The sequence below is a fragment of the Streptomyces mangrovi genome (assembly GCF_900114215.1).
In the GTDB taxonomy this organism is placed as follows: Bacteria; Actinomycetota; Actinomycetes; order Streptomycetales; family Streptomycetaceae; genus Streptomyces; species Streptomyces barkulensis.
The window spans coordinates 87,784-112,440 of the sequence record NZ_FOSG01000001.1 but is presented as its reverse complement, the minus strand read 5'-3'; the positions used below and the strand labels follow the sequence as shown (position 1 = coordinate 112,440).

Here is a 24,657-nt window from a genome sequence, read left to right as displayed (position 1 = left end):
CGCGGTGCTGTGCGGGTGTTCCGGGGCGGTTCGGGGTGGCGGCTCGTGGGGCTGGGCGGGTGGCGGAAGGGCGACGGGCGGGGGTGTGGTCGTCGTAGGCTGGGACCCCCGGCCCGCTCGGCGTGTCGGGTTGTTGGTGTTGTCCGGGGCGCCGGTGCGGGTGCCTTTGTTGTCCAGCCTCTGGGATGGAACGTCTCGATGAGTCTCACCGGTCTTCTTGATGCGGTCGTGGTGGATCCGGCGCTGGCGGAGGCGGTGCGGGCCGCTGCGGAGGGACGCAGGCGCGAGGTGGATCTGGTGGGTCCGCCGGCCGCGCGGCCGTTCGCGGTGGCGGCACTGGCGCGGTCGTCGGGGCGTCCGGTGCTGGCGGTGACGGCGACGGGGCGTGAGGCGGAGGATCTGGCGTCGGCGCTGCGGTCGCTGATGCCGTCGGGCCGGGAGGGGGAGGTGGTGGAGTACCCGGCGTGGGAGACGTTGCCGCATGAGCGGCTTTCGCCCAGGTCGGACACGGTGGGGCGTCGGCTGGCGGTGCTGCGCAGGCTGGCGCATCCGAGTGCGGACGATCCTTCGGCGGGGCCGGTGAGTGTGGTGGTGGCTCCGGTGCGGTCGGTGCTGCAGCCGCAGGTGAGGGGTCTGGGGGATCTGGAGCCGGTGGGGCTGCGTGCGGGGCAGCAGGTGGAGCTGGACTCGGTGGTGGACGCGCTGGGGGCGGCGGCGTACGCGCGGGTGGAGCTGGTGGAGAAGCGGGGTGAGTTCGCGGTCCGGGGCGGGATTCTGGATGTGTTCCCGCCGACGGAGGAGCATCCGCTGCGGGTGGAGTTCTGGGGGGACGAGGTCGAGGAGATCCGTTACTTCCAGGTGGCCGATCAGCGGTCGCTGGAGGTGGCGGAGCACGGGTTGTGGGCGCCGCCGTGCCGTGAGCTGCTGCTGACGGATCGGGTGCGGGCGCGGGCGGCGGAGCTGGCGCGGGCGCATCCGGAGCTGGGCGAGCTGCTGGGGAAGATCGCCGAGGGTATCGCGGTGGAGGGGATGGAGTCCCTGGCGCCGGTGCTGGTGGACGACATGGAGCTGCTGCTGGATGTGATGCCGTCGGGGAGCATGGCGGTGGTGTGCGATCCGGAGCGGGTGCGTACGCGGGCGGCGGATCTGGTGGCGACCAGCCAGGAGTTTCTGCAGGCGTCGTGGGCGGCCTCCGCGGGCGGGGGACAGGCGCCGATCGATGTGGGTGCGGCGTCGCTGTGGGGGATCGCGGATGTGCGGGACCGGGCGCGTGAGCTGGGGATGCCGTGGTGGTCGGTGAGTCCGTTCGCCCTGGGTTCGGTGGACGCGGTGGATTCGGCGGATGCCGGGGGCGCCGGGGACGCGGGGCCGGGGGCGGATTCGCTGACGCTGGGGATGCGGGCTCCGGAGAGTTACCGGGGGGACACGGCGCGGGCGCTGGCGGACACCAAGGGGTGGCTGGCGGACGGCTGGCGGTGTGTGTTCCTGACGGAGGGGCACGGCCCGGCGGTGCGCACGGTGGAGGTGCTGGGGGGCGAGGGGATCGCGGCGCGGCTGGAGCCGGAGCTGGGTGAGATCGCCCCGTCGTTGGTGCATGTCTCGTGCGGGACGCTGGAGAGCGGGTTCGTCGATCCGGGTCTGCGGCTGGTGGTGCTGACGGAGACGGATCTGTCGGGTCAGAAGGCGGCGAGCCGGGATCTGGGGCGGATGCCGGCGCGGCGGCGCAAGACGATCGATCCGCTGACGCTGCAGCCGGGTGACTACATCGTGCACGAGCAGCACGGTGTGGGCCGGTACGTGGAGATGGTGCAGCGCACGGTGCAGGGGGCGACGCGCGAGTATCTGCTGGTGGAGTACGCGCCGGCGAAGCGGGGGCAGCCGGGGGACCGGCTGTTCGTGCCGACGGACCAGTTGGAGCAGATCACCAAGTACGTGGGTGGTGAGCAGCCGTCGCTGCACCGGCTGGGGGGTGCGGACTGGACGAAGACGAAGGCGCGGGCGAAGAAGGCGGTCAAGGAGATCGCCGCGGATCTGATCAGGCTGTACTCGGCGCGGATGGCCGCTCCGGGGCATGCCTTCGGTGCGGATTCCCCGTGGCAGCGGGAGCTGGAGGACGCGTTCCCGTACATGGAGACGCCCGATCAGCTGACCACGATCGCCGAGGTGAAGGAGGACATGGAGAAGTCGGTTCCGATGGACCGGCTGATCTGCGGCGATGTGGGTTACGGCAAGACGGAGATCGCGGTGCGGGCGGCGTTCAAGGCGGTGCAGGACGGCAAGCAGGTGGCGGTGCTGGTGCCGACGACGCTGCTGGTGCAGCAGCATTTCGGGACGTTCTCGGAGCGGTACGCGCAGTTCCCGGTGAAGGTGCGGGCGCTGTCGCGGTTCCAGTCGGACGCGGAGGCGAAGGCGGTCGTCGAGGGGCTGCGGGACGGTTCGGTGGATGTGGTGATCGGCACGCACCGGCTGTTCTCGTCGGAGACGAGGTTCAAGGACCTGGGTCTGGTGATCGTCGACGAGGAGCAGCGTTTCGGTGTGGAGCACAAGGAGCAGCTGAAGAAGCTGCGGGCGAACGTGGATGTGCTGACGATGTCGGCGACGCCGATTCCGCGGACGCTGGAGATGGCGGTCACGGGCATCCGGGAGATGTCGACGATCACCACGCCGCCGGAGGAGCGGCATCCGGTGCTGACGTTCGTCGGCCCGTACGAGGAGCGGCAGATCGGTGCGGCGATCCGGCGTGAGCTGCTGCGCGAGGGCCAGGTGTTCTACATCCACAACCGGGTGGAGTCGATCGACCGGGCGGCGGCGCGGCTGCGGCAGATCGTTCCGGAGGCGCGGATCGCCACGGCGCACGGGCAGATGTCGGAGGCGGCGCTGGAGAAGGTGGTGGTGGACTTCTGGGAGAAGCGGTTCGATGTGCTGGTCTCCACGACGATCGTGGAGTCGGGTATCGACATCTCCAACGCCAATACGCTGATCGTGGAGCGGGGGGACATGTTCGGTCTGTCCCAGCTGCACCAGTTGCGGGGCCGGGTGGGCCGCGGCCGGGAGCGGGGGTACGCGTACTTCCTGTATCCGCCGGAGAGGCCGCTGACGGAGACGGCGCACGAGCGGCTGGCGACGATCGCGCAGCACACGGAGATGGGCGCGGGCATGTACGTGGCGATGAAGGACCTGGAGATCCGCGGGGCGGGCAATCTGCTGGGCGGGGAGCAGTCGGGCCATATCGCGGGGGTCGGTTTCGATCTGTATGTGCGGATGGTGGGGGAGGCGGTGGCCGACTACCGGGCGGCGCTGGAGTCCGGGGGCTCGGGGGGTGCGGTGGAGGAGGCGCCGCTGGAGGTGAAGATCGAGCTTCCGGTGGACGCGCATGTGCCGCACGACTACGCGCCGGGGGAGCGGCTGCGGCTGCAGGCGTACCGGGCGATCGCGTCGGCGAACTCGGAGGAGGACGTCGCGGCGGTGCGCGAGGAGCTGGCCGACCGCTACGGTCCGCTGCCGGAGCCGGTGGAGAACCTGCTGCTGGTGGCGGGGCTGCGGATGCTGGCGCGTTCCTTCGGGGTGGCCGACATCACGCTGCAGGGTTCGAACGTGCGGTTCGCGCCGGTGGAGCTGCGGGAGTCGCAGGAGCTGCGGCTGAAGCGGCTGTATCCGCGGTCGGTGGTGAAGGCGGCGGCCCGGCAGGTGCTGGTCCCGCGTCCGGCGACGGCGCGGATCGGGGGGAAGCCGGTGGTGGGGCGTGAACTGCTGGCGTGGACGGGGGAGTTCCTGACCACGGTGCTGGGCTGATCGGCGGGCCGGTCCCGAAGTCCATCCGGAAGCCGGTGCTGGGAGCGTTCCCGTAGTCGGTGACCTGCGAGGACCGGCCCGGTTCGCCGGGCCGGCCGGAACGTAGGATCGGGTGCCATGGAGCAGCGAGTACTGGGCAGGACGGGCCGCGAGGTGTCCGTCGTGGGACTGGGTACCTGGCAGCTGGGTGCCGACTGGGGGCAGGTGCGCGAGGAGGACGCGCTGGCGGTGCTGGACGCCGCGGTGGAGTCCGGGGTGACGTTCCTCGACACCGCCGACGTGTACGGCGACGGTCGCAGCGAGCGGCTGATCGGCCGCTTCCTGGCGGAGCGGCCGGGGGCGGACGTGTTCGTGGCGACGAAGATGGGCCGCCGGGTGGATCAGCTGCCCGGCAACTACAATCTGGCCAACTTCCGGGCCTGGACGGACCGGTCCCGCACGAACCTGGGCGTGGAGACCCTGGACCTGGTCCAGCTGCACTGCCCGCCGTCCGAGGTGTACTCCTCCGACGAGGTGTTCGACGCGCTGGACGCCCTGGTGGCGGAGAAGCGGATCGCGGCGTACGCGGTGAGTGTGGAGACGTGCGCGCAGGCGCTGGAGGCGATCGCGCGGCCGGGCACGGCGAGTGTGCAGATCATCCTCAACCCGTTCCGGCTCAAGCCCCTGGAGGAGGTCCTTCCGGCGGCGGCCGAGGCGGGGGTGGGCATCATCGCGCGGGTGCCGCTGGCCTCGGGGCTGCTGTCGGGCCGCTACACCCGCGAGACGGTGTTCTCGCCGGACGACCACCGCAGCTTCAACCGGCACGGTGAGGCGTTCGACCAGGGCGAGACGTTCTCGGGCGTGGACTACGAGACGGGTCTCGCGGCGGCGGCGGAGTTCGCCGGGCTGGCGCCGGAGGGGATGACGCCGGCGCAGACGGCGCTGCGCTGGGTGATCCAGCAGCCGGGGGTGACCTCGGTGATCCCCGGTGCGCGCGGCACCGGGCAGGCGCGGGCGAACGCGGCGGCGGCCGAGCTGCCGCCGCTGCCGCGGCGGACGCTGGAGGCGATCGCCGCCCTGTACGACCGCAGGATCCGTGCGCAGGTGCACCACCGCTGGTAGGGGCGCCCGCGCCGCTGACGGGCGGTGGGGCCGGCCGAAGTGGATGGCGGCCGGCCCCGCCGTCTCCTTTCTCCCTCTTCACGCCATCGGCACCTTGTCTCCCCTTGTCTCCCCTCTTTTCCCCTAGATTCCCTGATGCACCCGTGTGGGTGAATGCTCACCGTTGCCCCGGGTAGCCGGAAGGACTCGTGAGGAACCGGCACGAGGGAGTCGATTCAGTGAGCCAGGCCAACGTCTTCGTCATCGGACTGGACGAGGAGAACATCGAGACGCTGCGCGCGGTGCCGCACGCGGTGGAGTACCGCTTCCACCCCCTGCTGAGCGTCGAGGAGCTCCAGCACGGCGAGATCCCGGTGGCCGAGCTGCTGGAGAAGGCGTGCAAGGAGCTGGACGCGTTCGACGGCGACGTCGACGCCATCGTCGGCTACTGGGACTTCCCCGTCAGCACGCTGGTGCCGATCCTGGCCGAGCGCTACGGGACGCGCGCCACCAGCCTGGAGTCGGTGGTCAAGTGCGAGCACAAGTACTGGAGCCGGCTGGAGCAGCGGAAGGTCGTCGACGAGCATCCGCGTTTCGCGCTGGTGGATCTGGAGGGCGAGCCCCGCCCGCCCGAGGGCCTGCGCTTCCCGATGTGGCTGAAGCCGGTGAAGTCCTACTCCTCGGAGCTGGCCTTCGGAGTGAAGGACGAGGAGGAGTTCGCGGCGGCGGTGGCCGAGATCCGCGAGGGCATCACCCGCATCGGCCGGCCCTTCGAGTACGTGATGCGGCGCCTGCAACTGCCGCCGGACGTCGCCGAGGCCGGCGGGCAGGCCTGCCTGGCCGAGGAGTCGCTGACGGGCGTCCAGGCCGCCGTCGAGGGCTATGTGTACGACGGCGAGGTCACCGTCTACGGCGTGCTGGACTCGATCAACTACCCCGGCACCTCCAGCTTCCTGCGCCACCAGTACCCCGCCTCCCTGCCCGAGCCGGTGCAGCAGCGCCTGCGGGACGTCTCCAGGCGGGTGATCGAGCAGATCGGCATGGACTGGGCCACGTTCAGCATCGAGTACTTCTACGACGCGGCCACCGGCGAGATCAATCTGCTGGAGATCAACCCGCGCCACTCGCAGTCCCACGCCGAGCTGTTCGAGTACGTCGACGGCGTGCCCAACCACCACGCCATGCTCAGCCTGGCGATGGGCCGCGACCCCGACCTGCCCTATCGCGCGGGCCCCTACGCGGTGGCCGCCAAGTGGTACCACCGCCAGTTCGCCGACGGGCTGGTGACGCGCGTGCCGACGGCAGAGGAGGTCGAGCGCGTGGAGCGCGAGGTGCCCGGCGTGCGGATCACCGTCAAGCCCGGGGAGGGGCAGCGGCTGTCGGACATGCCCGGCCAGGACAGCTACAGCTTCGAGCTGGCGCACGTCTTCGTCGGCGCCGACAGCGAGGAGGAGATGCGGGCCAAGTACGACCGCTGCCTGGCGATGCTGCCGTTCGAGTTCGCCGAGGAGAGCGACCGGGACGGCGAGCGGGACAGCGGGAGCGAGTCCGAGCGGGCCGCCTGAGCCGGGCGGAGAGAGGAGGTGGTCCGGCCGTGCGCCATGTGACCAGCCTGCCGTACGCGATCAAGGAAGAGGAGCACGTGTGGATCCCGGTCTCCGACGGGACCCGCCTGGCGGCCCGGATCTGGCGGCCGGTCTCCTCCGACGGCGAACCGGTGCCCGCGGTGCTGGAGTACATCCCGTACCGCAGGCGCGATCTGACCTCGGTGCGCGACTCGATCCACCACCCCTACATCGCGGGCCACGGCTACGCCTGCGTGCGGGTGGACATCCGCGGCACCGGCGAGTCCGGGGGGGTGCTGCGCGACGAGTACCTGGAGGTGGAGCAGACCGACGCCGAGGACGTGCTGGCCTGGCTCGCCGAGCAGCCCTGGTGCGACGGGCGGACGGGGATGATGGGCATCTCCTGGGGCGCCTTCGCCGCCCTCCAGGTCGCCGCGCGCCGCCCGCCGAGCCTGGGGGCGATCGTCATCTCCTCCTTCACCGACGACCGGTACGCCGACGACATGCATTACATGGGCGGCTGCCTGCTGTCGGACAACCTGGCCGAGGCGGGCACGATGTTCGCCCACGGCACCTGCCCGCCGGACCCGGCGCTGGTGGGCGAACGGTGGCGGGAGATGTGGCTGGAGCGGCTGGAGAACACCCGGCCGTGGGCGCTGGAGTGGCTGCGCCACCAGCGGCGCGACGACTACTGGCGGCACGCCTCGGTCTGCGAGGACTACTCGGCGGTGAACGTGCCGGTGCTGGCCTCCAGCGGCTGGGCGGACGGCTACTCCAACGCCGTCACGCGACTGCTGGCGAACCTGGACGCGCCCCGCAGGGGCCTGATCGGGCCGTGGTCGCACAAGTACCCGCACCTGGGGCAGCCGGGCCCGGCCGTCGGCTACCTCCAGGAGGTGGTGCGCTGGTGGGACCACTGGCTCAAGGGCGCCGACAACGGTGCGATGGAAGGGCCGATGCTGCGCGCCTGGATGCAGGAGAGCGTGCCGCCCTCGACCTCGTACGAGGAGCGGCCCGGCCGCTGGGTCGGCGAGCCGTCCTGGCCGTCGCCGCACATCACCCCCACCGCGCTGCCGCTGGGCGCGCACCGCCTCCACCGGCCGGACGAGGAGCCGCGGGAGGCGGAACTGACGGTGCAGTCGCCGCTGTCGGTGGGCCAGTTCGCGGGAAAGTGGGCCTCCTACAACGCGCCGCCGGATCTGCCCTACGACCAGCGCGAGGAGGACGGCGGGTCGATGGTCTTCGACACCGAGCCGCTGGCCGAGCGGGTGGAGGTCCTGGGCGCGCCGAGCGTGGAGCTGGAGCTGTCGGCGAGCGAGCCGGTGGCGATGGTCGCCGCGCGCCTGTCGGACGTGGCCCCCGACGGCCGCGCCACCCGCGTCACCTACGGGCTGCTCAACCTCACCCGGCTGGGCGGCCACGAGGCGGAGCCCGAGCCGCTTGAGCCCGGCCGCCGCTACCGGGCGACGGTGCAGCTCAACGGTGTGGCGCAGGTCTTCCCGCCGGGCCACCGCATCCGGCTGTCGCTGTCCACGTCGTACTGGCCGCTGGCGTGGCCGCCGCCGCGCCCGGTGCTGCTGAGCGTGTACGCGCCCGGCAGCTCACTGACGCTGCCGGTGCGCCCGGTCGCGGAGTCCGACGAGGTGGCCGGGGAGCCGTTCGGCGAGCCCGAGGGGGCCGAGCCGCTCCGCACCCGCCAGGTCCAGCCGCCCGAGCAGCGCTGGGAGGTCTCCCGGAACCTGGTGGACTACGGGTCGGCGCTGGAGATCGTCAAGGACGGCGGGACGGTCCACTTCGAGGAGATCGACCTGGACGTGCACCGTCGCGCCTACGAGCGCTACGAGTTGGTGGCCGACGACTTCACCTCGGTCCGCGGCGAGTCGCAGTGGACGATGGAGTTCTCGCGCGGCGACTGGAACGCGCGGACGGTGACCCGCACGGTGCTGAGCTGCACCGAGAAGGAGTTCGTGGTCGACGCCACGCTCGACGGGTACGAGGGCGAGCGCCGGGTGTTCTCCCGCACCTGGAACGAGACGCTGCCCCGCGACCACATCTGACCGCGCCGACCGCGCCCCCCCTCCCCCTCCCCCTCCCTCCCGGCCGGGTTCCCCCGGGCCGGGAGGGAGGGGGAGGGAGACCGGGTGCCGGGTGCCGGGTGCCGGGGATCAGAGTTCGAGCGACCACTGGGCCGGCTCGGTGGTGAAGTCCAGCAGATCGACCTCGACGTCGAGATTTCCGGCACTGGCGGGGGCGTCGAAGGCGAACCGCGCGGTGGCCTTCTTGCCCGGCAGCAGATTGCCCTCGAAGCCGGAGCCGATCTCGTCGTCGAAGATCTGCTCGGCCTCCACGCCGTTCTCGCCGGCGCGGGCGGAGAGGGTGATCAGGCCGATGTCGGTCTTCTTGCCACCGGTGTTCTCCAGGGTGACGGTCACCTGGTGGGCCTTGTTGCCCTCGGTGTGGCCGAGGGCGTACTCGCCCGGGGTGTAGGAGGAGGCCTCGGAGACGGTGATCCTCAGGCCGCTGCTGTAGGAGGCGGTGTCGCCCGCGGACAGCGGGCCGTCGCCGCGCTCCTGTCCGGCCTCCTCGCCCTTCCCGGTCTCGGAGTCCCCGGCGCTCTTGGAGTCCTCGGAGTCCCCCGAGTCCCGGCCCTTCGTGTCGCTGCCGGACGAGGCCTTGGTGACGGTCGGTTCCTCGACCGCTGCGCAGGCGGTCAGGCCTCCCGCGGCGAGGACGGCGACGGCCGCGGCGGCGATCAGGCGCCTGCGGGCGGTACGGGACTGCTGTGCGGACATGCGAGAACCTTCCGGGCATGTCGGGTCGGGGTGACCCGGACCTTCGAATCGGTGCGACCACTACAGCAAACCTTGTGAATGGAGTCAACCGACATAGAGTTTCCGTGTGAAGTCAACTCTTGTTGTATCTGTTCGGGTCGCCACGAGTGTGCTCGGGCTCTCGGCACGGGGAGGAACAGGCCCGATGGCGGACGAGACGGCACCGGTGGTCGCGGCCGAAGCCGTCCGGCCCGCCCGGGGCGAGCGGGCCTGGCAGGAGATCGCCGGCGCCCCCGGTGGAGCCGCGGCCGCCCTGGTGCGCGCCGGCGAGGAACTGCTGCTGTGCGGTGGGCGGCCGGTTCCCGGCCCGCTCGGTGAACTCGCCGGGGAGCTCGGAGCCGCCGGGGCGTACTCCTTCCTGCTCGACCACCACCTCGACCACCACCTCGACCACCGCCCCGGCTCCGCTCCCCGGAGGGCCGCCCCCACCCCGCCCGGCACCGCCGCGCTGATGGCCGCCCTGGCCGGCCCCGCGGCCACCGTGCTCGACCCCGCCTGCGGATCCGGCGCCCTGCTCGCCGCCGCCGGGAGAGCCGGCGGCCGTCCCCGGCCCGCGCGGCTGCACGGCCAGGAGGCCGACCCGTACCTCGCCCGGCTCGCCGCACTCCGCCTCGCGCTGCTCGGCACCGCCGCGCATGTGCGTCCCGGCGACGCCCTGCGCGACCCCGGGCCGGGTACGGACGGCGACGGCGCGCTCGCGGACGCCGTGCTCTGCCGTCCGCCGTCCGGCGAACAGGACTGGGGGCACGAGGAGTTGGCGTACGACCCCCGCTGGGAGTACGGGCTGCCCGCGCGCACCGAGTCCGAACTGGCCTGGGCTCAGCACTGCCTGTCCCGGCTGCGGCCGGGCGGCACCGCCGTGCTGCTGATGCCCCCCGCCGCCGCCTCCCGGCGCACAGGCCGCCGGGTACGCGCCGCCCTGCTGCGCCGGGGGGCGCTGCGTGCGGTCGTCGCGCTGCCCGCCACAGCCGCCCGCCCGGACGACCCCCCGCCGCATCTGTGGGTGCTGCGCAGGCCGGGCGGGCCGGAAGGCGCCCCAGTCCCCGCGCCCCGGCTCCTGCTCGCCGACGCCGGAGCCCGCCACCGGGCCGGGGAAGACCGCCGGGCGCCGCTCCGGGAGGAGGCGTACCGCACCGTGCTGGACGCCTGGCGGGCCTTCGACCGCGACGGGGACGTCCCCGGGAAGTCCGGAGCCACCGCCTCCGCCCCCGTCATCGACCTGCTCGACGAGTACGTGGACATAGCGCCCGCCCGGCACGCCTTCGCGGCCGGGGGAACCGCCGCCCCGGACTGAGGGGCCGAGCCGGGGGCCGTCCGCCCCGCCGTGGGCCGGAGCACAGCCGGGGACGCGGCCGGAACGCGGCCGGGCATCGGAACGGTATCGGCCCGCGGATACCGGACCGCACTGTCCGCGGCGGTGTATACCCTTCGCACCGAACGACGTCGCACCAGGGAGTCAGAGCGCTGATGTACGGCCCGCCCGCCACCCCGCCCCCCGCACCGTCCCACCGCGGACCGGGGGCCGGGGGCATCGCGCTGCGACTGCTCTTCGCCTCCTTTCCGTTGTGGTCGCTGGGGCTGCTGGCCTGGGTCCCGTCACTGCGCTTCGCGATCATCCGCAGAAGGCCCCTGGACTGGGCGGTCCTCGCGGTGAGCGTGGTGCTGACCGTGGTCTACGTGGTGCTGCTGGTCAACGTCCCCGAGAGCGAGCCGGGTGAGGACGGCACGGCCCAGGCCGGGGCCGGTCTGTACATATTCCTGCTCATCGTCGGCTCCGTGGTCCACGCCGTCCTCGGCGACCGCTTCCCGCGCGACCCCGCCCCGAACCGGACGGCCGCCTCCGTGCCGGGCACCTCTCTGCCGGGCGGCCCTCACGCCTCCCCCTACCCGGCCCCGCCCGCCTCCCGGTCCCCCGGGTTCGCCGACGCGCCCACCGCCTACGGCCACCCGCCGCCCCCGGCGTACGGCTACCCCCAGCCGTCCCGGCCCCAGTCCCCGCCCGTACAGCCCCCGCAGTCGTCGCGCATGCGCCAGGTCGCCTCCGAGCTGGACGAACTCGGCGAGCTGCTGCGCAAGCGCGACGGACACCCCGAAAACGGGGACGGACACGGCGGCGGGTACGGCGACGGGCGGTACGGCCGGTGAACGGGCGCCTGATCTCCGGCCGCTACGAGCTGACCGAGCCGCTGGGCCGGGGGGCCATGGGGCAGGTCTGGGGCGGTTACGACCTCGGTCTCGGCGGCCGCCGGGTCGCCGTGAAGCTGATGCACTCCGGGCAGGTCGCCTCCCTGTCCGGCGGTACGGACCCCGAGGAGCTGCGCGAGCGTTTCGAGCGCGAGTGCCGCGTCACCGCCCAGATCGACCACCCCGGCCTGGTCGCCGTCCACGACGCGGGACGGGACGGCGACGAGCTGTATCTGGTGATGCAGCGGCTGGAGGGCAGCGACCTGCGCGACCACCTCGCCGAGTGGGAGCCCTACCCGCCGCAGTGGGCCGTGGCCGTCGCCGCCCAGATGTGCTCGGCCCTGGCGGCCGTGCACGCCGTCGGCATCGTCCACCGCGACCTCAAACCCGGCAACGCCATCGTGCGGCCCGACGGCCGGGTGGTCATCCTCGACCTGGGCATCGCGGCCGTGCGGTCGGCCGGGGACACCACCCGCCTGACCCGCACCGGCTCCCTCATCGGCACCCCCGTCTACATGGCGCCCGAACAGGCCACGGGAGGCAGCCCCGTCGGCCCCCGGTCCGACCTGTACGCGCTGGGCGTGCTGCTGTACGAACTCCTCACCGGACAGGTCCCCTTCGACGCCCCGGAGCCGACCGGGCTGCTGTACAAGAAGCTCCACCACCCGCCCCCGCGGGTGCGCGAGCTGTGCCCGGACGCGCCCGCCGAGCTGGACGCGCTGGTGTGGCGGCTGCTGGACAAGGAGCCCGCAGGGCGCCCCGAGGACGCCCACGAGGTGTACGCCGCCCTCGCACCGCTGCTGCCCCGGCCCGGGCAGGGCGGCCCCGCCCTGCCGCTGGACCCCACCCGCCCGTTCCGCGAGCCCATGGCCCCCTGGCCGCCGCGCGGCCGGACGCCGGGTCCGGCGCCCACGTTGGTCGTACAGCCCTCCGCGCCTTTGCCCGGCCCCGGCCCCGGTGCCGGATCCGGTGGCGCCGGACCCGGGTACGGCACTTTGCCCCCGCCCGCCCCCGGTTCCTTCGCCGGTCCCGTCCCGGGCTTCGGGCCGCCTCCGCCGGCCGATCTGAGCGCCACCCTGGAGGAGGTCCGCACCCTGCTCTCCTCCGGCCACTACACGCGCGTCGCCGATCTGCTCGGCGACGCCCTCCCGGCCGCCGTCGCCGAGCACGGGGCGCACTCGCCCGTCGTCCGCACCCTGCGCAAGCAGTACGCGGCGGTGCTGCTGGACACCGGCCAGTACGCGCGGGCACTGCCCGAGATCGGCCGGCTCGCCCAGGAGTACGCCGCCGAACGCGGCCCGCACGACCCGGTGGTGGTCCAGCTCCGCCGGGACGAGGCGCTGTGTCTGGAGCGGCTCGGCCGCTGACCCCGGGCCGGCCGCGCCCGCCGGACCGCCCGCCGGACCGCCTGTCGGGCCTCCCGCCGGACCGCCCGCCGGGAGGTCATCCACCGGACGTACGTTCAGAGTTCACCCGGGTGTCCCCTCGGCGGCACCCGGCGTGACCGGCACGTGACTAGCCTCCGCCCGAGGGACCGGCGGCCGTGGACCGCGGGCGTCCGGCCCGCCGCCCTGTCCGCAGCGTCTGGAAACCACGTGCCGAAGCTCTCAGTGATCGTCCCCTTCCACAACGTCCAGGAGTACGCGCAGGACACCCTGCGCAGCCTCGCGGCCAACGCGCGGCCGGGTACGGAGTTCGTCCTGGTCGACGACTGCTCCACGGACGCCACCGCGGAGATCCTCGACCGGGCCGTGAACGATCTGCCGCGCGCCCGGCTGGTGCGGCACGAGGAGAACCGGGGGATCGCCCAGGCCCGCAACACCGGCATCGAGGCCGCCGAGGGCGAGTACCTGACCTTCCTCGACGGCGACGACTGGTACGCGCCCGGCTATCTGCGGGACCTGCTCCGCACCGTCGAGGAGCTGGACTGCGACTTCGTGCGCACCGACCATGTGCAGTCCACCGGGCGCGACCGCACCGTCAAGCGGGCCCCGGCGCGGCGGCGGGACGCGGTGCTGAGCACCCGGGACGCCATCGCGCCCGCCGAGATGGAGACGATGGTGGACTACCCCTTCGTCTGGGCCGGGATCTACCGGCGCGGCCTGTTCGAGACCGGTGGCGACGGCCTGGGCATGCGGTTCACCACCCATCTGCGCACTGCCGAGGACCGCGTCTTCATATGGCAGCTCCACCTGCGGGCGAAGACGTTCGCGACGGCCGGTCTGCTCGGCGTCTTCTACCGGCGCGGGGTCACCACCTCGCTGACCCAGATCCGCGACGCCCGGCAGCTGGACTTCATACCGGCCCACGACCTGATCCTGGCCGAGGTCGCCGCCGACCGCGAGGCCGAGCGTTTCCTGCCCAAGATCGTGCGGACCTACTGCGCCATGATCGCCTTCCACGCGGCGAACGCCCACCGCTACGAGCCCGCGGCCGCGCGGCGGCTGAAGCACGAGTCGGCGGCGGCGCTGCGCCGGATGCCGCGCGAGGTGCTGGAACGGACCCTGACGTCGATGGACCACGAGCGCGCCAGAACGCTGCGGCGGCTGCTGGGCGGCACGGCACGGAAGGCGGCCTGAGATGGCTGACACCACGGGCACCACAGGCACCACAGGCACCACAGGTATCACGCGCACCACCACCGGCGGCGGGACCGGAAGCGGCGCCGGCGCGCACACCCGAGTCCAGATCTTCGAGGTCTCCACCCTCTACGGCGCCGCCACGCTCGCCGCCGCCCTGGACGCGGGCCTGTTCGGGCCGTGGCACCGGACGCTGCGGGTCCTGCTGGTCTCCAACAACGCCGAGGTGCCCGAGACCGCCTCCCGGCTGGACGGCATGCGCGGCTGGCACCGGCTGGCCGCCCGCTTCGACCGGGTGGTCGACTGGAACGACACCATCCGCCCCCACCACCCCAGCACCTGGAGCCCGGCGGGCAACGACTGCCCGCTGTGGGAGCGGATGTTCCGCGCGAGCTGGGACCTGGGCGACGGGCCGGTCGACCTCGTCGTGGAGTCCGTGCACGTCAGCCCGGCGAGGGCGCTGGCCGCGATCTTCGCGAGCGCCTCCGTCCACGTCTACGCCGACGGCCTGATGAGCTACGGCCCCACCCGCGAGAAGCTGCCGCAGGCCCTGGCCTGCCGCGTCCAGCGGCTGCTCCACCTCGATCTGGTGCCCGGCCTGACGCCGCTGCTGCTGACCGAGTACGGGGTGCCGTCCGAACTGGTGCCCAGCGAGGTCTTCCGCCCGGTCCTGGACGAACTCGACGACGCAGCCGGGGACGACGGCCTGGACGCCGAACTCGACCCGGACGGCGAGGGCATGCCCACCGCCGTACTGCTGGGCCAGTACCTGGCGGCGCTGGGCATCCTCACCGTGGACGAGGAGGAGGCGCTGCACGAGCGGATGCTGCGCGGCGCCGCCGCGGCCGGGCATCGCACGGTCCTCTTCAAGCCCCACCCCACCGCGCCCGCCCGCTACTCCAGGGTGCTGGACAAGGCCGCCGCCGACACCGGTGTACGGCTGGTGGTGCCGAGGCGGCCGATGCTGGCCGAGACCGTCTTCCGGCGGTGCCGCCCCGAGCTGGTCGTGGGCTGCTTCTCCACCGCGCTGCTCACGGCCTCCGCCCTGTACGGCGTGCCCGTCGCCCGGGTGGGCACCGGGCCGCTGCTGGACCGGCTGACGCCGTACCAGAACAGCAACCGCGTCCCGCTGACCCTCGTCGACGCCCTCGTGCCCGATCTGGAGGCCCCGGGGGAGGGGGAGGGTCCGCGCGGCGAGGTGGTCACCGAGTCCGCGGAGGCGGTACGGCGGGCCGAGCCGCTGGTGCGAGCCGTCGGGTACTGCATGCAGGCCGAGCGCTATCCCGCCCTGCGGGCCGAGGCCGAGGCGTGGCTGACGGCCCACCTGGACGACACCACGGTCCGCTACTTCAAGCGGCGCCGGCTGACCGCGCTCGGCCTGCCCGGGGGGCTCGCGCCCGGTCTGGTGCGCCGTCTGCCGGGCAGTGACCACGCGCTGCGCGCCGCGCGCCGGGTCAGGCGGGCGGCGGCCGCCCGCGCCCGCGGGAAGTAGGCGGACCGGGCCGACCCGGCCCGTGCCCGAGCCCCGGTGGGCTCCGGCACGGGCCGGGTCGGCCGACACGGCTAACCCAGATACCTGCGCAGCCCCAGCCGCCCCCACAGCAGGCTCGCGCCGAACGAGACCACGACCGTGGCGGCCAGCAGCACCACGAACAGCGGCCCGGCCACCGCCCCCGGCACATCCGCGGAGACCAGCGGCTCCACGATCGCCGAGATCACCATCACATGCACCATGTAGGCGCCCAGTGCCGCCCCGGCCAGCTTCGACAGCGACGGGACCCACCGGTCCGGCACCCGCACCCGGGTGACCATGAGCAGCACACAGCCGGTCATCACGGCGACCAGAAGGTGTGCGTTGGGGATCACGTAGTGGACCCGTGTGTGGTACCAGAGCACCCCGGCCGCCGTCAGCGCCATCGGCACCGCCCACACCCACCGGCGGCCCGCCAGACGGCCCAGGGCCCCGGCCGGCAGGGCGAACAGCATCGCGCCGCCCAGCGCATACGCCACCTGGTAGACGCCGAAGCCCCAGCCGAAGCGCGGCAGGTCCCATCCGGTCCACCGCTCCAGGTCGCCCATCAGGGAGGGCGCCGACGCGAGCACCAGCAGCACCGCGCCCAGGCCCCACGGCCGCCTCCCGGCCCGCACGAGCACCACGAAGGCCAGGGCGGCGATCAGCGGAATGTAGGCGTACATGAACCACAGGTGGTACGCGGGCCGCACCGACCCGAACAGGGCCTCCACCGCCAGCCGCGACACCGGGCCGTCGTTGGTGCCCCACGCCCGGCCCCACAGCAGGTAGAGGGCCGTCCAGACGAACAGCGGCACCGAGTTGCGCACGATCCGCCGCCACATGCGCCGGCTGTCGCGCGGCGGCGCGCCGACCAGCACCGCCCATCCCGCGATGGCGAAGTACATCGGCACCGCGAACGGATTGAGCGCCTCCACGACGTGCCCGGTCCAGTAGGCGCCGGGCCCGTTCGCCTCCTGCCGGTCGACCGCGGCGATGAACACCCCGCCGACGTGGCCCAGCATCACCGCGACCGAGCAGATCAGCCGCATCAGGTCGATGTCGTGCCGGTGCTCGCGCGACGCGGACGCGGACCCGGGCGCGGGGGAGGACGAGTGGACGGCGGGCGCCGGAACCCCGGGGAGGGCCGCCTCCCGCGCGGGGTCGCTCTGCCCGGAGCCCGCGCCGGCGTCGGGGCCGCGCTCCGGGGACTGCACGGCTGTTTCGTTGGACACGGAGGCCACTCTCGGGCACCCAGGTGTACGGAACGGTAACGACCGGCGAACACTGCCCGAGCCGCCGCCCGTTCCGGAACGGGCTCCGGAGCGGGCTCCGGAGCGGGCGGCGCGTCCCGCCGGCCATGGGCTCGTTTGCCGAAACAGTGCCGAAACGGTGGTGGGAGTCACGCCGACTGCCTAGCATCGATCATCGCCGGGACGGCATTGCACAGGTGTTCCCCAACATCGTCCACACCATCCGTTCCACAGCCGCACTCAGGAGGCTCAATGTTCCGCCGCAGGACCTCGCTCCCCCTCTCAGCCGCGGCGGCGGTGCTCGTCGCGGCGCCGCTGCTGACCGCGTGCGGCAGCGATGCCCACCCGGGTGCGGCGGCCGTCGTCGGCGGTGAGCGGATCACCATGGAGCAGGTGCAGTCGCAGGTGCGGGCCGTGCGGGCCGCGCAGGGCGAGTCGGACCGCAGCGCCGAGCTGATCCAGAACACCGAGCAGCTCACCCGCGGCACGGTCGGCTCCCTGGTCTTCGGGCGGGTGCTGGAGCGGGCCGCCGAGGACGCCGGGGTGACGGTGAACCGCGGCGAGGTCCAGCGGGCTCGGGAGGAGGCCGAGCGCAACGTGGGCGGCCCCGAGCAACTGGAGGCGATGATGCTCCAGCAGCGGGCCGTGGCGCCCGACGAGATCGACCAGGCGGTGCGCTCCCAGCTGCTGGTCCAGAAACTGGCCGGGAAGCTGGGCGTGAACCTCCGGACGCCGCAGGGCCAGCAGGAGATCACGCAGGCGCTGACCAAGGCCTCCGAGAAGCTGGACGTGACCGTCAACCCGCGCTTCGGCGCCTGGGACGACAAGCAGATCACCCTGACCGACGCCGAGGAGCCGTGGATCAGGAACGTCTCCAGCCCCGAGCCGCAGCAGCCCGCCTGACGACCGGTTCCCGGCCCGGCCCGCCGGTCCTCGCCGACGGTTCCGCCACTGTTCACCCGGAAGCCCGCACGGCGTCACACACGCCGTGCGGCGGTCGGGCACTGTTCGGCCTCCCACCGCCGAACAGTGGAGAGACATGAGGACGAAGAGGCCCGGGGCCGTGCCACGGGCGTGGCCGGGGATCCCGCGCCTGCGGCCGGGCGCCGCGCGCGAGGCCGAGGCGCGCACCGCGCTCACCGGATGCGTCCGCGCCTGCGCGGACCGGCTGGCCGAACTCACCGGGCCGGGCGGAGAGCCGGACGCGGGGCACAACCGCCTGATCGCCGCGCTCGGCGCCCTGATCGCCGCGCACACCGTCCGAGACGTGGCCGCCGGGCGCTCCTCCGGCCCGGCCGTGGACAAGGAGTCCTTCGACACCCTGCTGCGCGCCGGTGGCGCGGCTCTCGACGCGGCGGGGGAGAAGACCGGGCGCGCCGCGGCGGACGCCCGCGACCTCCGGCTCGCTCTCCTCCTGGCCGACACCGCCCTGACCGTCCGCCGCAACTCCAGGGCGGCCTGGCTGCTGCGTGCCCGCGCCCTGGAAGGACTCGGGCGCGGCGCCGTCGCCGCCGAGGCGTACGAGCGCCACTTGGCCCTGTCCGGGCCCGGCCCGGGCACCCGTGCCGCCGCCGCCCGCCTGGCCGCGCTCACCGAACGGCGGGAATGCCTTGCCGGGGCCCTGCGACTGTTCCCCGCCGACGACTGTCCCGAGGCCCGCGCCTTCGCCGAGGCGGCCGGAGGCGGCCTGCCGGCGTCCGAGGTCCGCGTCGCCTTCACCGCCTACATGGACCACCGCCTGCGCGAGCGCGGCGCGGCCGACCCCGCCGTACGGGACCTCGCCGCGCTGTACGCCGCGTACTGCCGGCTGGACGGGCGGGGCCGGATGTCCGACCCCCTCCTCGGTGGCAGGGGCGAGGGCGGGGACGACGGGGAGCCGCTCGCGGTCGGCGACCTGCGCAACGCCGTGGCGGGCCGGACGGTGTGCCTGGTGTCGAACGCCCCGCGGCTCGCCGACCACGTGCCGGACGCCGGGATCGACGCCTACGACCTCGTCGTCCGCTGCGACGCCTTCCCGCAGGACGGCCCCGGCGCGGGGGAGCGCACCGACATCCACGCCCTCTCCCACCGCACCACCGCGCGCCTGGACCACCGGGTCGGCATCCGGCTGGTGTTCGGCGATCCGGCCGACGAGTGGCTGCACGCGGTACGGCGGCTGGTCCCCGGTGCGCAGCGCCGCGTCGGCGACGCCTCGCTCCGCCACCCGGTGACCGATCCGGCGCTGATCGGCGAGAGTGCCGCGGACCCCGGCCCGACCACCGCCTTCACGATGCTGCGGCTGCTGGACTTCCTGGGAGTCTGCCCGGTCGTGGACCTGATCGGCTTCGACCTGCCGGGCCCCGGCCGGCTGCGCCCCGCCGAACGTGCCTGGGCCGAGGCCCGGGCCGAGGACAGCACACGGACGAGGATCTCCCTGCGATGACCGCCTCCCGCACCGCCGGCATCGAAGCCGCCAACGCCAACGCCACCGACACCGCCACCGACACCGCCACCGACACCGACACCGCCACCGACACCGCCGACACCGCCGCCCTGACCGGCAGGCGCCGCATCGCCTTCGCCTGCCACGCCGACGAGGACACCCTCCCCGGCCTGCTGACCCTGCTGCGCAGCTTGGCGCTGACCAACCCCCGCGTCTGCGAGGACTTCCTCCTCCTCCACCCCGGACTGCCCGAATCCGCCCTGGACGCCGCCCGGCGCCTGCACCCCCGGATCACCGCCCGCAGGACACGGCTCGGACGGTGGGAGGCCCTGCGGGCGCACGAGTACGACACCGTGATCATGCTGGGCCCCGACATGGTGGTGCTGGGTGACATCGGCCCCCTGCTGCGGCTGCGCCACGGCGTGGGCGCGGCCTTGCAGCTCCCCCTGCCCTCCGGTGAACCCCGCGTACAGGCGGACGAGGGCCTGCTGGTCCTCCAGCGGGAGTGGCTCGCCGACTCCACCCGCGCCCGGCTGGCCGGTGACGGCGTACCCGGATGCGTCGTGCCCCTCGACGGCCGTCACGACCTCCCCGTCCGCCGCCTGCACGGCGACCTGCCCGTCCCGGAGGAAACGGTGATCCTGCGGTTCGGCGGCGCGGAGGACACCGGTACCGGACACGGGGAGGAACGCAGCCCCGCCGAGCGCGCCCGCGCCCGCTACGAGATGGCCGACGACGACTTCCGCACCGCCTACTGCTCCCTGCCCGGCCCCAGGCACCCCGCCCTCCTCGCTCACCTCGCCCGCCCCCTGCTGGAGCGCGGCGCCACCGTCGACCTGGCCCGCGCCCTCGCCCTCGTCCACACCGAGGAGGGCCGCTACCGCGAGGCCGTCGAGGTGCTGCTGTCGGTCACTCCCCGGGCCGACCAGCCGCGCTTCCACGAGACGCTGGGCAGTGCGCTGATGGCCGAGTCCCGCCACGCCGAGGCCGAGACCCATCTGCTGCTGGCCACCGCCTCGCCCGCGGTCGCGCCGAAGGCGTTCAGCCGGCTCGCGCGGCTGGCGTGGCTGCGCGGCGACGACGACTCGGCCCGCGCGTACGCCCGCGAAGGGCTCGACGCCGAGCCCGTCAACCGCACCTGCCGCAGCCTGGCCCTGCTGCCCGGCGAGCCCGCCCCCGACGTCCCCGGCGACGGGCAGCTCGCGCATGTGGCGCTGTTCGCCTCCGGCCAGGAGAACGCGGGCGACAAGGTGCTACCCGAGGCCGTACGGCTGTGCTTCGGCGCCGACACCGGACCGCGCCGCTGGCTGCCGGTGCCGGTCCACCGCCTCTTCGACGAGGTGGCCCTGGAGCGCGTGAACGCCCGCCGAGCCCTGGTCGTCGGCGGCGGCGGACTGTTCCTCCCCGACACCTGGCCCAACGGCAACAGCGCCTGGCAGTGGAACGTCCCCGACGCGATGCTGGAGCGGATCACCGTGCCGCTGGCGGTCCTCGCGGTCGGCTACAACGTCTTCGACGGCCAGGCGTACCGCCGCACCCGGTTCACCGAGAGCCTGCGGACCCTGGTGGAGAAGTCGGCGTTCTTCGGCCTGCGCAACCACGGCTCGGTCGAACGCGTCCGGGCGCTGCTGCCCCCCTCCCTGCGGGAGAAGGTGCGCTACCAGCCGTGCCCCACCACCGTGCTGCGCAGGCTCTCGCCCGGCTGGACCGACCCCGTGCGGCGCGACGACACCGTGCTGATCAACTGCGCGTACGACCGCGCGGGCCTGCGCTTCGGCCACGACTACGGCCACTTCCTGGCCGAGATGGCCGCCGCGGTGCGCGAGCTGGGCAAGCGCGCGGAGGTGCGGTACGCGCCCCACACGCCCGTCGACGAGCGGTTCGTGCACGACCTGCGCCGGGAGCACGGCATCGCGCTGCCCGTCGAGCCGCTCTACGACCTGTCCAACGCCGGGATCTACGAGCGCTTCCGCCGCACCCGCCTGGTCATAGGGATGCGCGGGCACGCCGGGATGATCCCCTTCGGCTGCGGCACCCCGGTCCTCAGCCTGATCTCGCACCCCAAGCTGGCGTACTTCCTGGCCGACATCGACCGCCCCGAGTGGGGGCTGTCCGTGCACGACCGGCACCTGGGCGCGAAGCTCGCCGAGCGGGCCGCGGCCCTGCTGGACGACCACGACGCGGCGGTGGCCGACGTCCTGGGGCGGCAGCGGCCGCTGTGGGAGACCACCCGCGCCAACCTCGCCGAGCTGGAACGGTGCCTGGGCGTCCCCGTGGAGGCCGCACACCTCACCGGCCCCGGCGCACCGGCCCCGGCGGGGTGAACCGGCGCCGATCGGTTACGTTCGGGGCGTGAACCTCTCCAGCCCCGCGCCGGCCCCCGCCACCGGCCGCATCGTCCTGCTCACCACCAGCCACCGCGTCGCGCCCGGACTGCTGTCCTGGCCCGCCTGGCAGGCGCTGCGCACGGCCGGCCGCGTCCTGTGCCCGGACCCCGGCCACCCGCAGCTCCCGTACGTCCGGGACGCGGGCGTCGAGGTGGAGATCGCCCGGCCCACCGCCCGCGAACTGGTGGACGCCTGCACGGGCGCGGACGGCGGCGGCCCGGCGGCCGGGAGCGGCGACGGTGTCCCGGCGGCGGAGGGCGGCACGACGGTGGTGGTCCTCGCCGGCGCCGAGGGCGAACCGGAGCTGACCGACGGGCTGGCCCGCATGGCCGGCTCCGGCCGCGAGGCGATGCCCGAGCTGGAACTGCTGCCCGGCTCCTACGACCTGCCCGGCGCCCGACTGCTGGACCTGGTGCAGGTCATGGACCGCATCCGCGCCGAGTGCCCCTGGAGCGGCACCCGCACCGGCGAGGACCTGGTCAAGTACGGCGTCGAGGAGATGTACGAGCTGGTCGAGGCCATCGAGGAGGGCGACCGCGAGGCCCTGCGCGAGGAGCTGGGCGACGTGCTGCTCCAGGTGGTCTTCCACGCCCGCATCGCCCAGGACGACCCCGACGAGCCGTTCTCCGTCGACGACGTGGCGGCCACGATCGTGGAGAAGCTGGTCCACCGCCACCCCCACGTCTTCGGCGACGAGACCGCCGGGACGCCGGAGGAGGTCAAGGCCCACTGGCTGCGCACCAAGGCGGTCGAGAAGCGGCGGGATTCGGTCACCGAGGGCATTCCGCTGGGCCAGCCGGCCCTCGCCCTGGCCGCGAAGCTCGCCGGCCGGGCCCGCGGCGCGGGCATCGACGCCCTCCCGGCCGGCGAGGGCGTCGGCTACGAGCTGCTGGCCCTGGCCGCCCGCGCCGAGGCCCAGGGCACCGACCCCGAGACGGCCCTGCGGGCGGCGGCCCGCACCTACCGGGACGCCATACGGGCGGCCGAGAGCGCGCTCGGGGCGGGCACGGCGGGCACGGGAGCCGGAGACCGGCAGGAGCCGCCCCGGGCCGAGTGACCGGGCCGCACGGGGGTACCCGAAGGCCATGAACGGCATCTACGCAGCGGATCACATCCCACTGGCCGCTTCCGATCTGACGATCGGCCTCGGCCCCCTCCTCGCGGGAATCGTGGTGGTGGGCCTGCTGATCCTGGCCGTGGTGTACGGGCTGCGCATCCTCAAGCGCGGCGACGAGGGGGTCTCCACCCCGACCGACTGCCCGGACGAGCCGATCGTCTACGAGGACGGCGTCCGGGACGACGAGGAACTGCCCCGTGACGGCAGGCGCCGACTCCCGTACGAGCTCCAGGAGCACGAGGACACCCACCCCGTCGACCCCGACAAGCGCCCCACCTGGAGTCCCGGCAGCAGCGGAGGCTTCGGCTCCGGCGGCCCCGGCCACACCTGATCCTCGGGCCGCACCGGGCCGCACCGGGCTGTACCGGGCCGCCCCCGGCCGCATCCGGTCCGGCCGGGCCATTGAAGCGCGCCGCCGGGACCGCCAGACTGTGCCCCCATGACGATCTTCGCGACGGCTCCGGGGCGCGGCGCGCGCCGCACCCGCCGGGCGGCGGCCCGGCTCACCCGCCCCGACGGGCACGGCAGGAGCGCGCTGGTCGCCTTCGGCGCGCTCGCGGCGGCCGATCTGCTGGCCACCGCCCGCCGCCCGCGCGGCGCCGCCCGCGCCGGCAAGCCGCTGCTGATGCCGGCGCTGGCCGCCCACGCCCTGCGCCGCCGCGAGACGGCGGACGCCCCCGCCCCGAAGGCCCTGCTGGCCGGACTGGCCTGCGCCACGGCCGGCGACACCGCCCTCCTCGCCGACGAGTACGAGCCCGCCTTCCTCCTGGGCATGGCCGCCTTCCTGGGCACCCAGGTCAGCTACACGGCCGGCTACGTACGCCAGGGCGCGCTGAAGGGCCTGCGCCGCCGCCCCTGGATCGCGGCGGCCGGTCTGGCCGGCTGGGCCGCTGCCAACGCCGCCATCGCCCCGGGGCTGGAGAAGCGGTTGCGCCTGCCGGTGGCGGGTTACAGCCTCGCCCTGACGGCCATGGCCGTCACCGCCCTGGGCACCGGCGCCCGCGCGGGCACGGGCGCGCTGGCCTTCCTCGGCTCGGACCTGCTCATCGGCCTCCAGGCCGCCGGGCACGTCTTCCCCGGCCAGGAGGTCGCGATCATGGCGGGCTACCTCTTCGGCCAGTACCTGATCACCACCGGCTGGCCCGTCACGCCGGTGTGAGCATGTATGGACCATGCCGCACCGCATGGCGGGGCCACGGCTAAACCCTGACCCACTGCACCGGGGATGTGCGTCCCGTCGACGCTGCCGCACAGAGCTTGGGTACGTGGGAACCGTCGGAGGAGACGACCTTCACGGGGCCCATGACGCCGGCTGCAGTGGCGACGACCAGTGAATCCACCACGCACTCGTGACCGTCCGGACCGGTTTGCTCCAGCAGAGCGGCTGCCAGGTCCGCGGTCTTCTCGGTCACGGGCACCACGGTGAGGCGCGATCTCAGCCATCGCAGCCTCTCCTCCGTTTTTCCGGTCCGTCTCACCTCCGCGATCGTGACTGCGCTGATCATCGGTGCGAAGCTCTCCTGACGGGCGATCTCGAGCAATGCGACCATGCGGTGGTCGTCTTCGGCGAGCAGGGAGAGAGGCTGAGCGTCGAGGACGAACCGCGGTCCGGTCAACATTGCGCTGTGGTCGGTTACTCGCCTCGCCGTGCACGCCTCGCATCGTCCAGCGAGGCGTCGGGCAGAGGTCCTGTGCGGCGTTCGTGGTCATCCACGATCTCCTGTGCCCTCAGCAGGGCCAGCCAGTGTTCCGCCGCAGCGTCTATGAAGCTGGAGAACCCGCGGGCTCCGGCGCGCTCCTCGATCTCCTCGGCCACCGACCGTCGCAGGGTGATCGACTTCTTTACCGTCGTCTCATGGGTTCGGGGTTGCTTGGTCGTGCTGTTGGCAGCCATGAAACCACTTATGCCACCAGTGGTGGGATTCATCTGCTCGTCG

At 73.7% G+C, this 24,657-nt stretch carries 19 protein-coding genes; 15 read left to right on the top strand and 4 right to left on the bottom strand.

Annotated features, from left to right (window positions below; all coding sequences use genetic code 11):
- Positions 1 to 198: 198 nt before the first annotated feature.
- From mfd to BM237_RS00450, 4 genes are all read left to right on the top strand, one after another.
- On the top strand, positions 199 to 3,792 hold the full coding sequence (gene mfd / locus BM237_RS00465; RefSeq protein ID WP_093846564.1) for a transcription-repair coupling factor: 3,594 nt from the start codon (positions 199 to 201) through the stop codon (positions 3,790 to 3,792).
- A gap of 117 nt (positions 3,793 to 3,909) precedes the next feature.
- On the top strand, positions 3,910 to 4,893 hold the full coding sequence (locus BM237_RS00460) for an aldo/keto reductase (protein WP_093846562.1): 984 nt from the start codon (positions 3,910 to 3,912) through the stop codon (positions 4,891 to 4,893).
- 218 nt (positions 4,894 to 5,111) lie between these two features.
- A complete protein-coding gene (locus BM237_RS00455; RefSeq protein ID WP_093846560.1) occupies positions 5,112 to 6,437 on the top strand; it encodes an ATP-grasp domain-containing protein in 1,326 nt (441 codons plus the stop codon).
- 29 nt (positions 6,438 to 6,466) lie between these two features.
- Positions 6,467 to 8,494, top strand: a complete 2,028-nt coding sequence (locus BM237_RS00450; RefSeq protein ID WP_093846558.1) for a CocE/NonD family hydrolase — start codon at positions 6,467 to 6,469, stop codon at positions 8,492 to 8,494.
- A 108-nt stretch (positions 8,495 to 8,602) separates the two neighbouring features.
- On the opposite strand, the gene BM237_RS00445 is transcribed toward BM237_RS00450, so the two are convergent.
- On the bottom strand, positions 8,603 to 9,229 hold the full coding sequence (locus BM237_RS00445) for a COG1361 family protein (protein ID WP_093846556.1): 627 nt from the start codon (positions 9,227 to 9,229) through the stop codon (positions 8,603 to 8,605).
- Between the two features lie 184 nt (positions 9,230 to 9,413).
- Between BM237_RS00445 and BM237_RS00440 the strand changes: the two genes are divergently transcribed.
- From BM237_RS00440 to BM237_RS00420, 5 genes are all read left to right on the top strand, one after another.
- A complete protein-coding gene (locus BM237_RS00440) occupies positions 9,414 to 10,562 on the top strand; it encodes an N-6 DNA methylase (RefSeq protein WP_093846554.1) in 1,149 nt (382 codons plus the stop codon).
- 173 nt (positions 10,563 to 10,735) lie between these two features.
- Entirely contained in the window at positions 10,736 to 11,413 is a 678-nt protein-coding gene (locus BM237_RS00435; protein WP_093846552.1) for a hypothetical protein, read from the top strand.
- Positions 11,410 to 12,819 carry a serine/threonine-protein kinase gene (locus BM237_RS00430; protein ID WP_093846550.1) on the top strand — a complete coding sequence of 470 codons (1,410 nt, stop codon included), beginning with the start codon at positions 11,410 to 11,412 and terminating at the stop codon, positions 12,817 to 12,819. The genes BM237_RS00435 and BM237_RS00430 overlap by 4 nt, the downstream gene beginning before the upstream one ends.
- A gap of 228 nt (positions 12,820 to 13,047) precedes the next feature.
- Positions 13,048 to 14,031, top strand: a complete 984-nt coding sequence (locus BM237_RS00425) for a glycosyltransferase family 2 protein (RefSeq protein ID WP_093846548.1) — start codon at positions 13,048 to 13,050, stop codon at positions 14,029 to 14,031.
- 1 nt (position 14,032) lies between these two features.
- A complete protein-coding gene (locus tag BM237_RS00420; RefSeq protein WP_245793331.1) occupies positions 14,033 to 15,523 on the top strand; it encodes an alpha-2,8-polysialyltransferase family protein in 1,491 nt (496 codons plus the stop codon).
- 71 nt (positions 15,524 to 15,594) lie between these two features.
- Here the strand turns inward: BM237_RS00420 and BM237_RS00415 are convergent, their stop codons facing one another.
- Positions 15,595 to 16,776 (bottom strand): acyltransferase, encoded by a 1,182-nt coding sequence (locus BM237_RS00415; protein WP_245793330.1) that lies wholly within the window; start codon positions 16,774 to 16,776, stop codon positions 15,595 to 15,597.
- Positions 16,777 to 17,046: 270 nt separating this feature from the next.
- Between BM237_RS00415 and BM237_RS00410 the strand changes: the two genes are divergently transcribed.
- The 6 genes from BM237_RS00410 to BM237_RS00385 all read left to right on the top strand — a co-directional run bounded on the left by BM237_RS00410 (position 17,047) and on the right by BM237_RS00385 (position 23,879).
- Positions 17,047 to 17,697 carry a SurA N-terminal domain-containing protein gene (locus BM237_RS00410; RefSeq protein WP_093846546.1) on the top strand — a complete coding sequence of 217 codons (651 nt, stop codon included), beginning with the start codon at positions 17,047 to 17,049 and terminating at the stop codon, positions 17,695 to 17,697.
- A gap of 136 nt (positions 17,698 to 17,833) precedes the next feature.
- Positions 17,834 to 19,216, top strand: coding sequence for a hypothetical protein (locus BM237_RS00405; RefSeq protein ID WP_245793329.1), 1,383 nt, complete (start codon positions 17,834 to 17,836; stop codon positions 19,214 to 19,216).
- Entirely contained in the window at positions 19,213 to 21,540 is a 2,328-nt protein-coding gene (locus BM237_RS00400) for a polysaccharide pyruvyl transferase family protein (protein WP_175540828.1), read from the top strand. The genes BM237_RS00405 and BM237_RS00400 overlap by 4 nt, the downstream gene beginning before the upstream one ends.
- A 28-nt stretch (positions 21,541 to 21,568) precedes the next feature.
- On the top strand, positions 21,569 to 22,660 hold the full coding sequence (locus tag BM237_RS00395; protein WP_093846544.1) for a nucleoside triphosphate pyrophosphohydrolase: 1,092 nt from the start codon (positions 21,569 to 21,571) through the stop codon (positions 22,658 to 22,660).
- Positions 22,661 to 22,688: 28 nt separating this feature from the next.
- Positions 22,689 to 23,051 carry a DUF6479 family protein gene (locus BM237_RS00390; protein ID WP_093846542.1) on the top strand — a complete coding sequence of 121 codons (363 nt, stop codon included), beginning with the start codon at positions 22,689 to 22,691 and terminating at the stop codon, positions 23,049 to 23,051.
- A 108-nt stretch (positions 23,052 to 23,159) separates the two neighbouring features.
- Entirely contained in the window at positions 23,160 to 23,879 is a 720-nt protein-coding gene (locus BM237_RS00385; protein WP_093846540.1) for a lysoplasmalogenase, read from the top strand.
- Between the two features lie 40 nt (positions 23,880 to 23,919).
- On the opposite strand, the gene BM237_RS00380 is transcribed toward BM237_RS00385, so the two are convergent.
- Complete coding sequence (locus BM237_RS00380; protein ID WP_093846538.1) at positions 23,920 to 24,339, bottom strand: type II toxin-antitoxin system VapC family toxin; 420 nt, start codon at positions 24,337 to 24,339, stop codon at positions 23,920 to 23,922.
- Positions 24,340 to 24,353: 14 nt separating this feature from the next.
- Positions 24,354 to 24,614: a hypothetical protein gene (locus BM237_RS00375; RefSeq protein WP_093846536.1), complete on the bottom strand. Its 261-nt coding sequence runs from the start codon at positions 24,612 to 24,614 to the stop codon at positions 24,354 to 24,356.
- Positions 24,615 to 24,657: the final 43 nt, after the last annotated feature.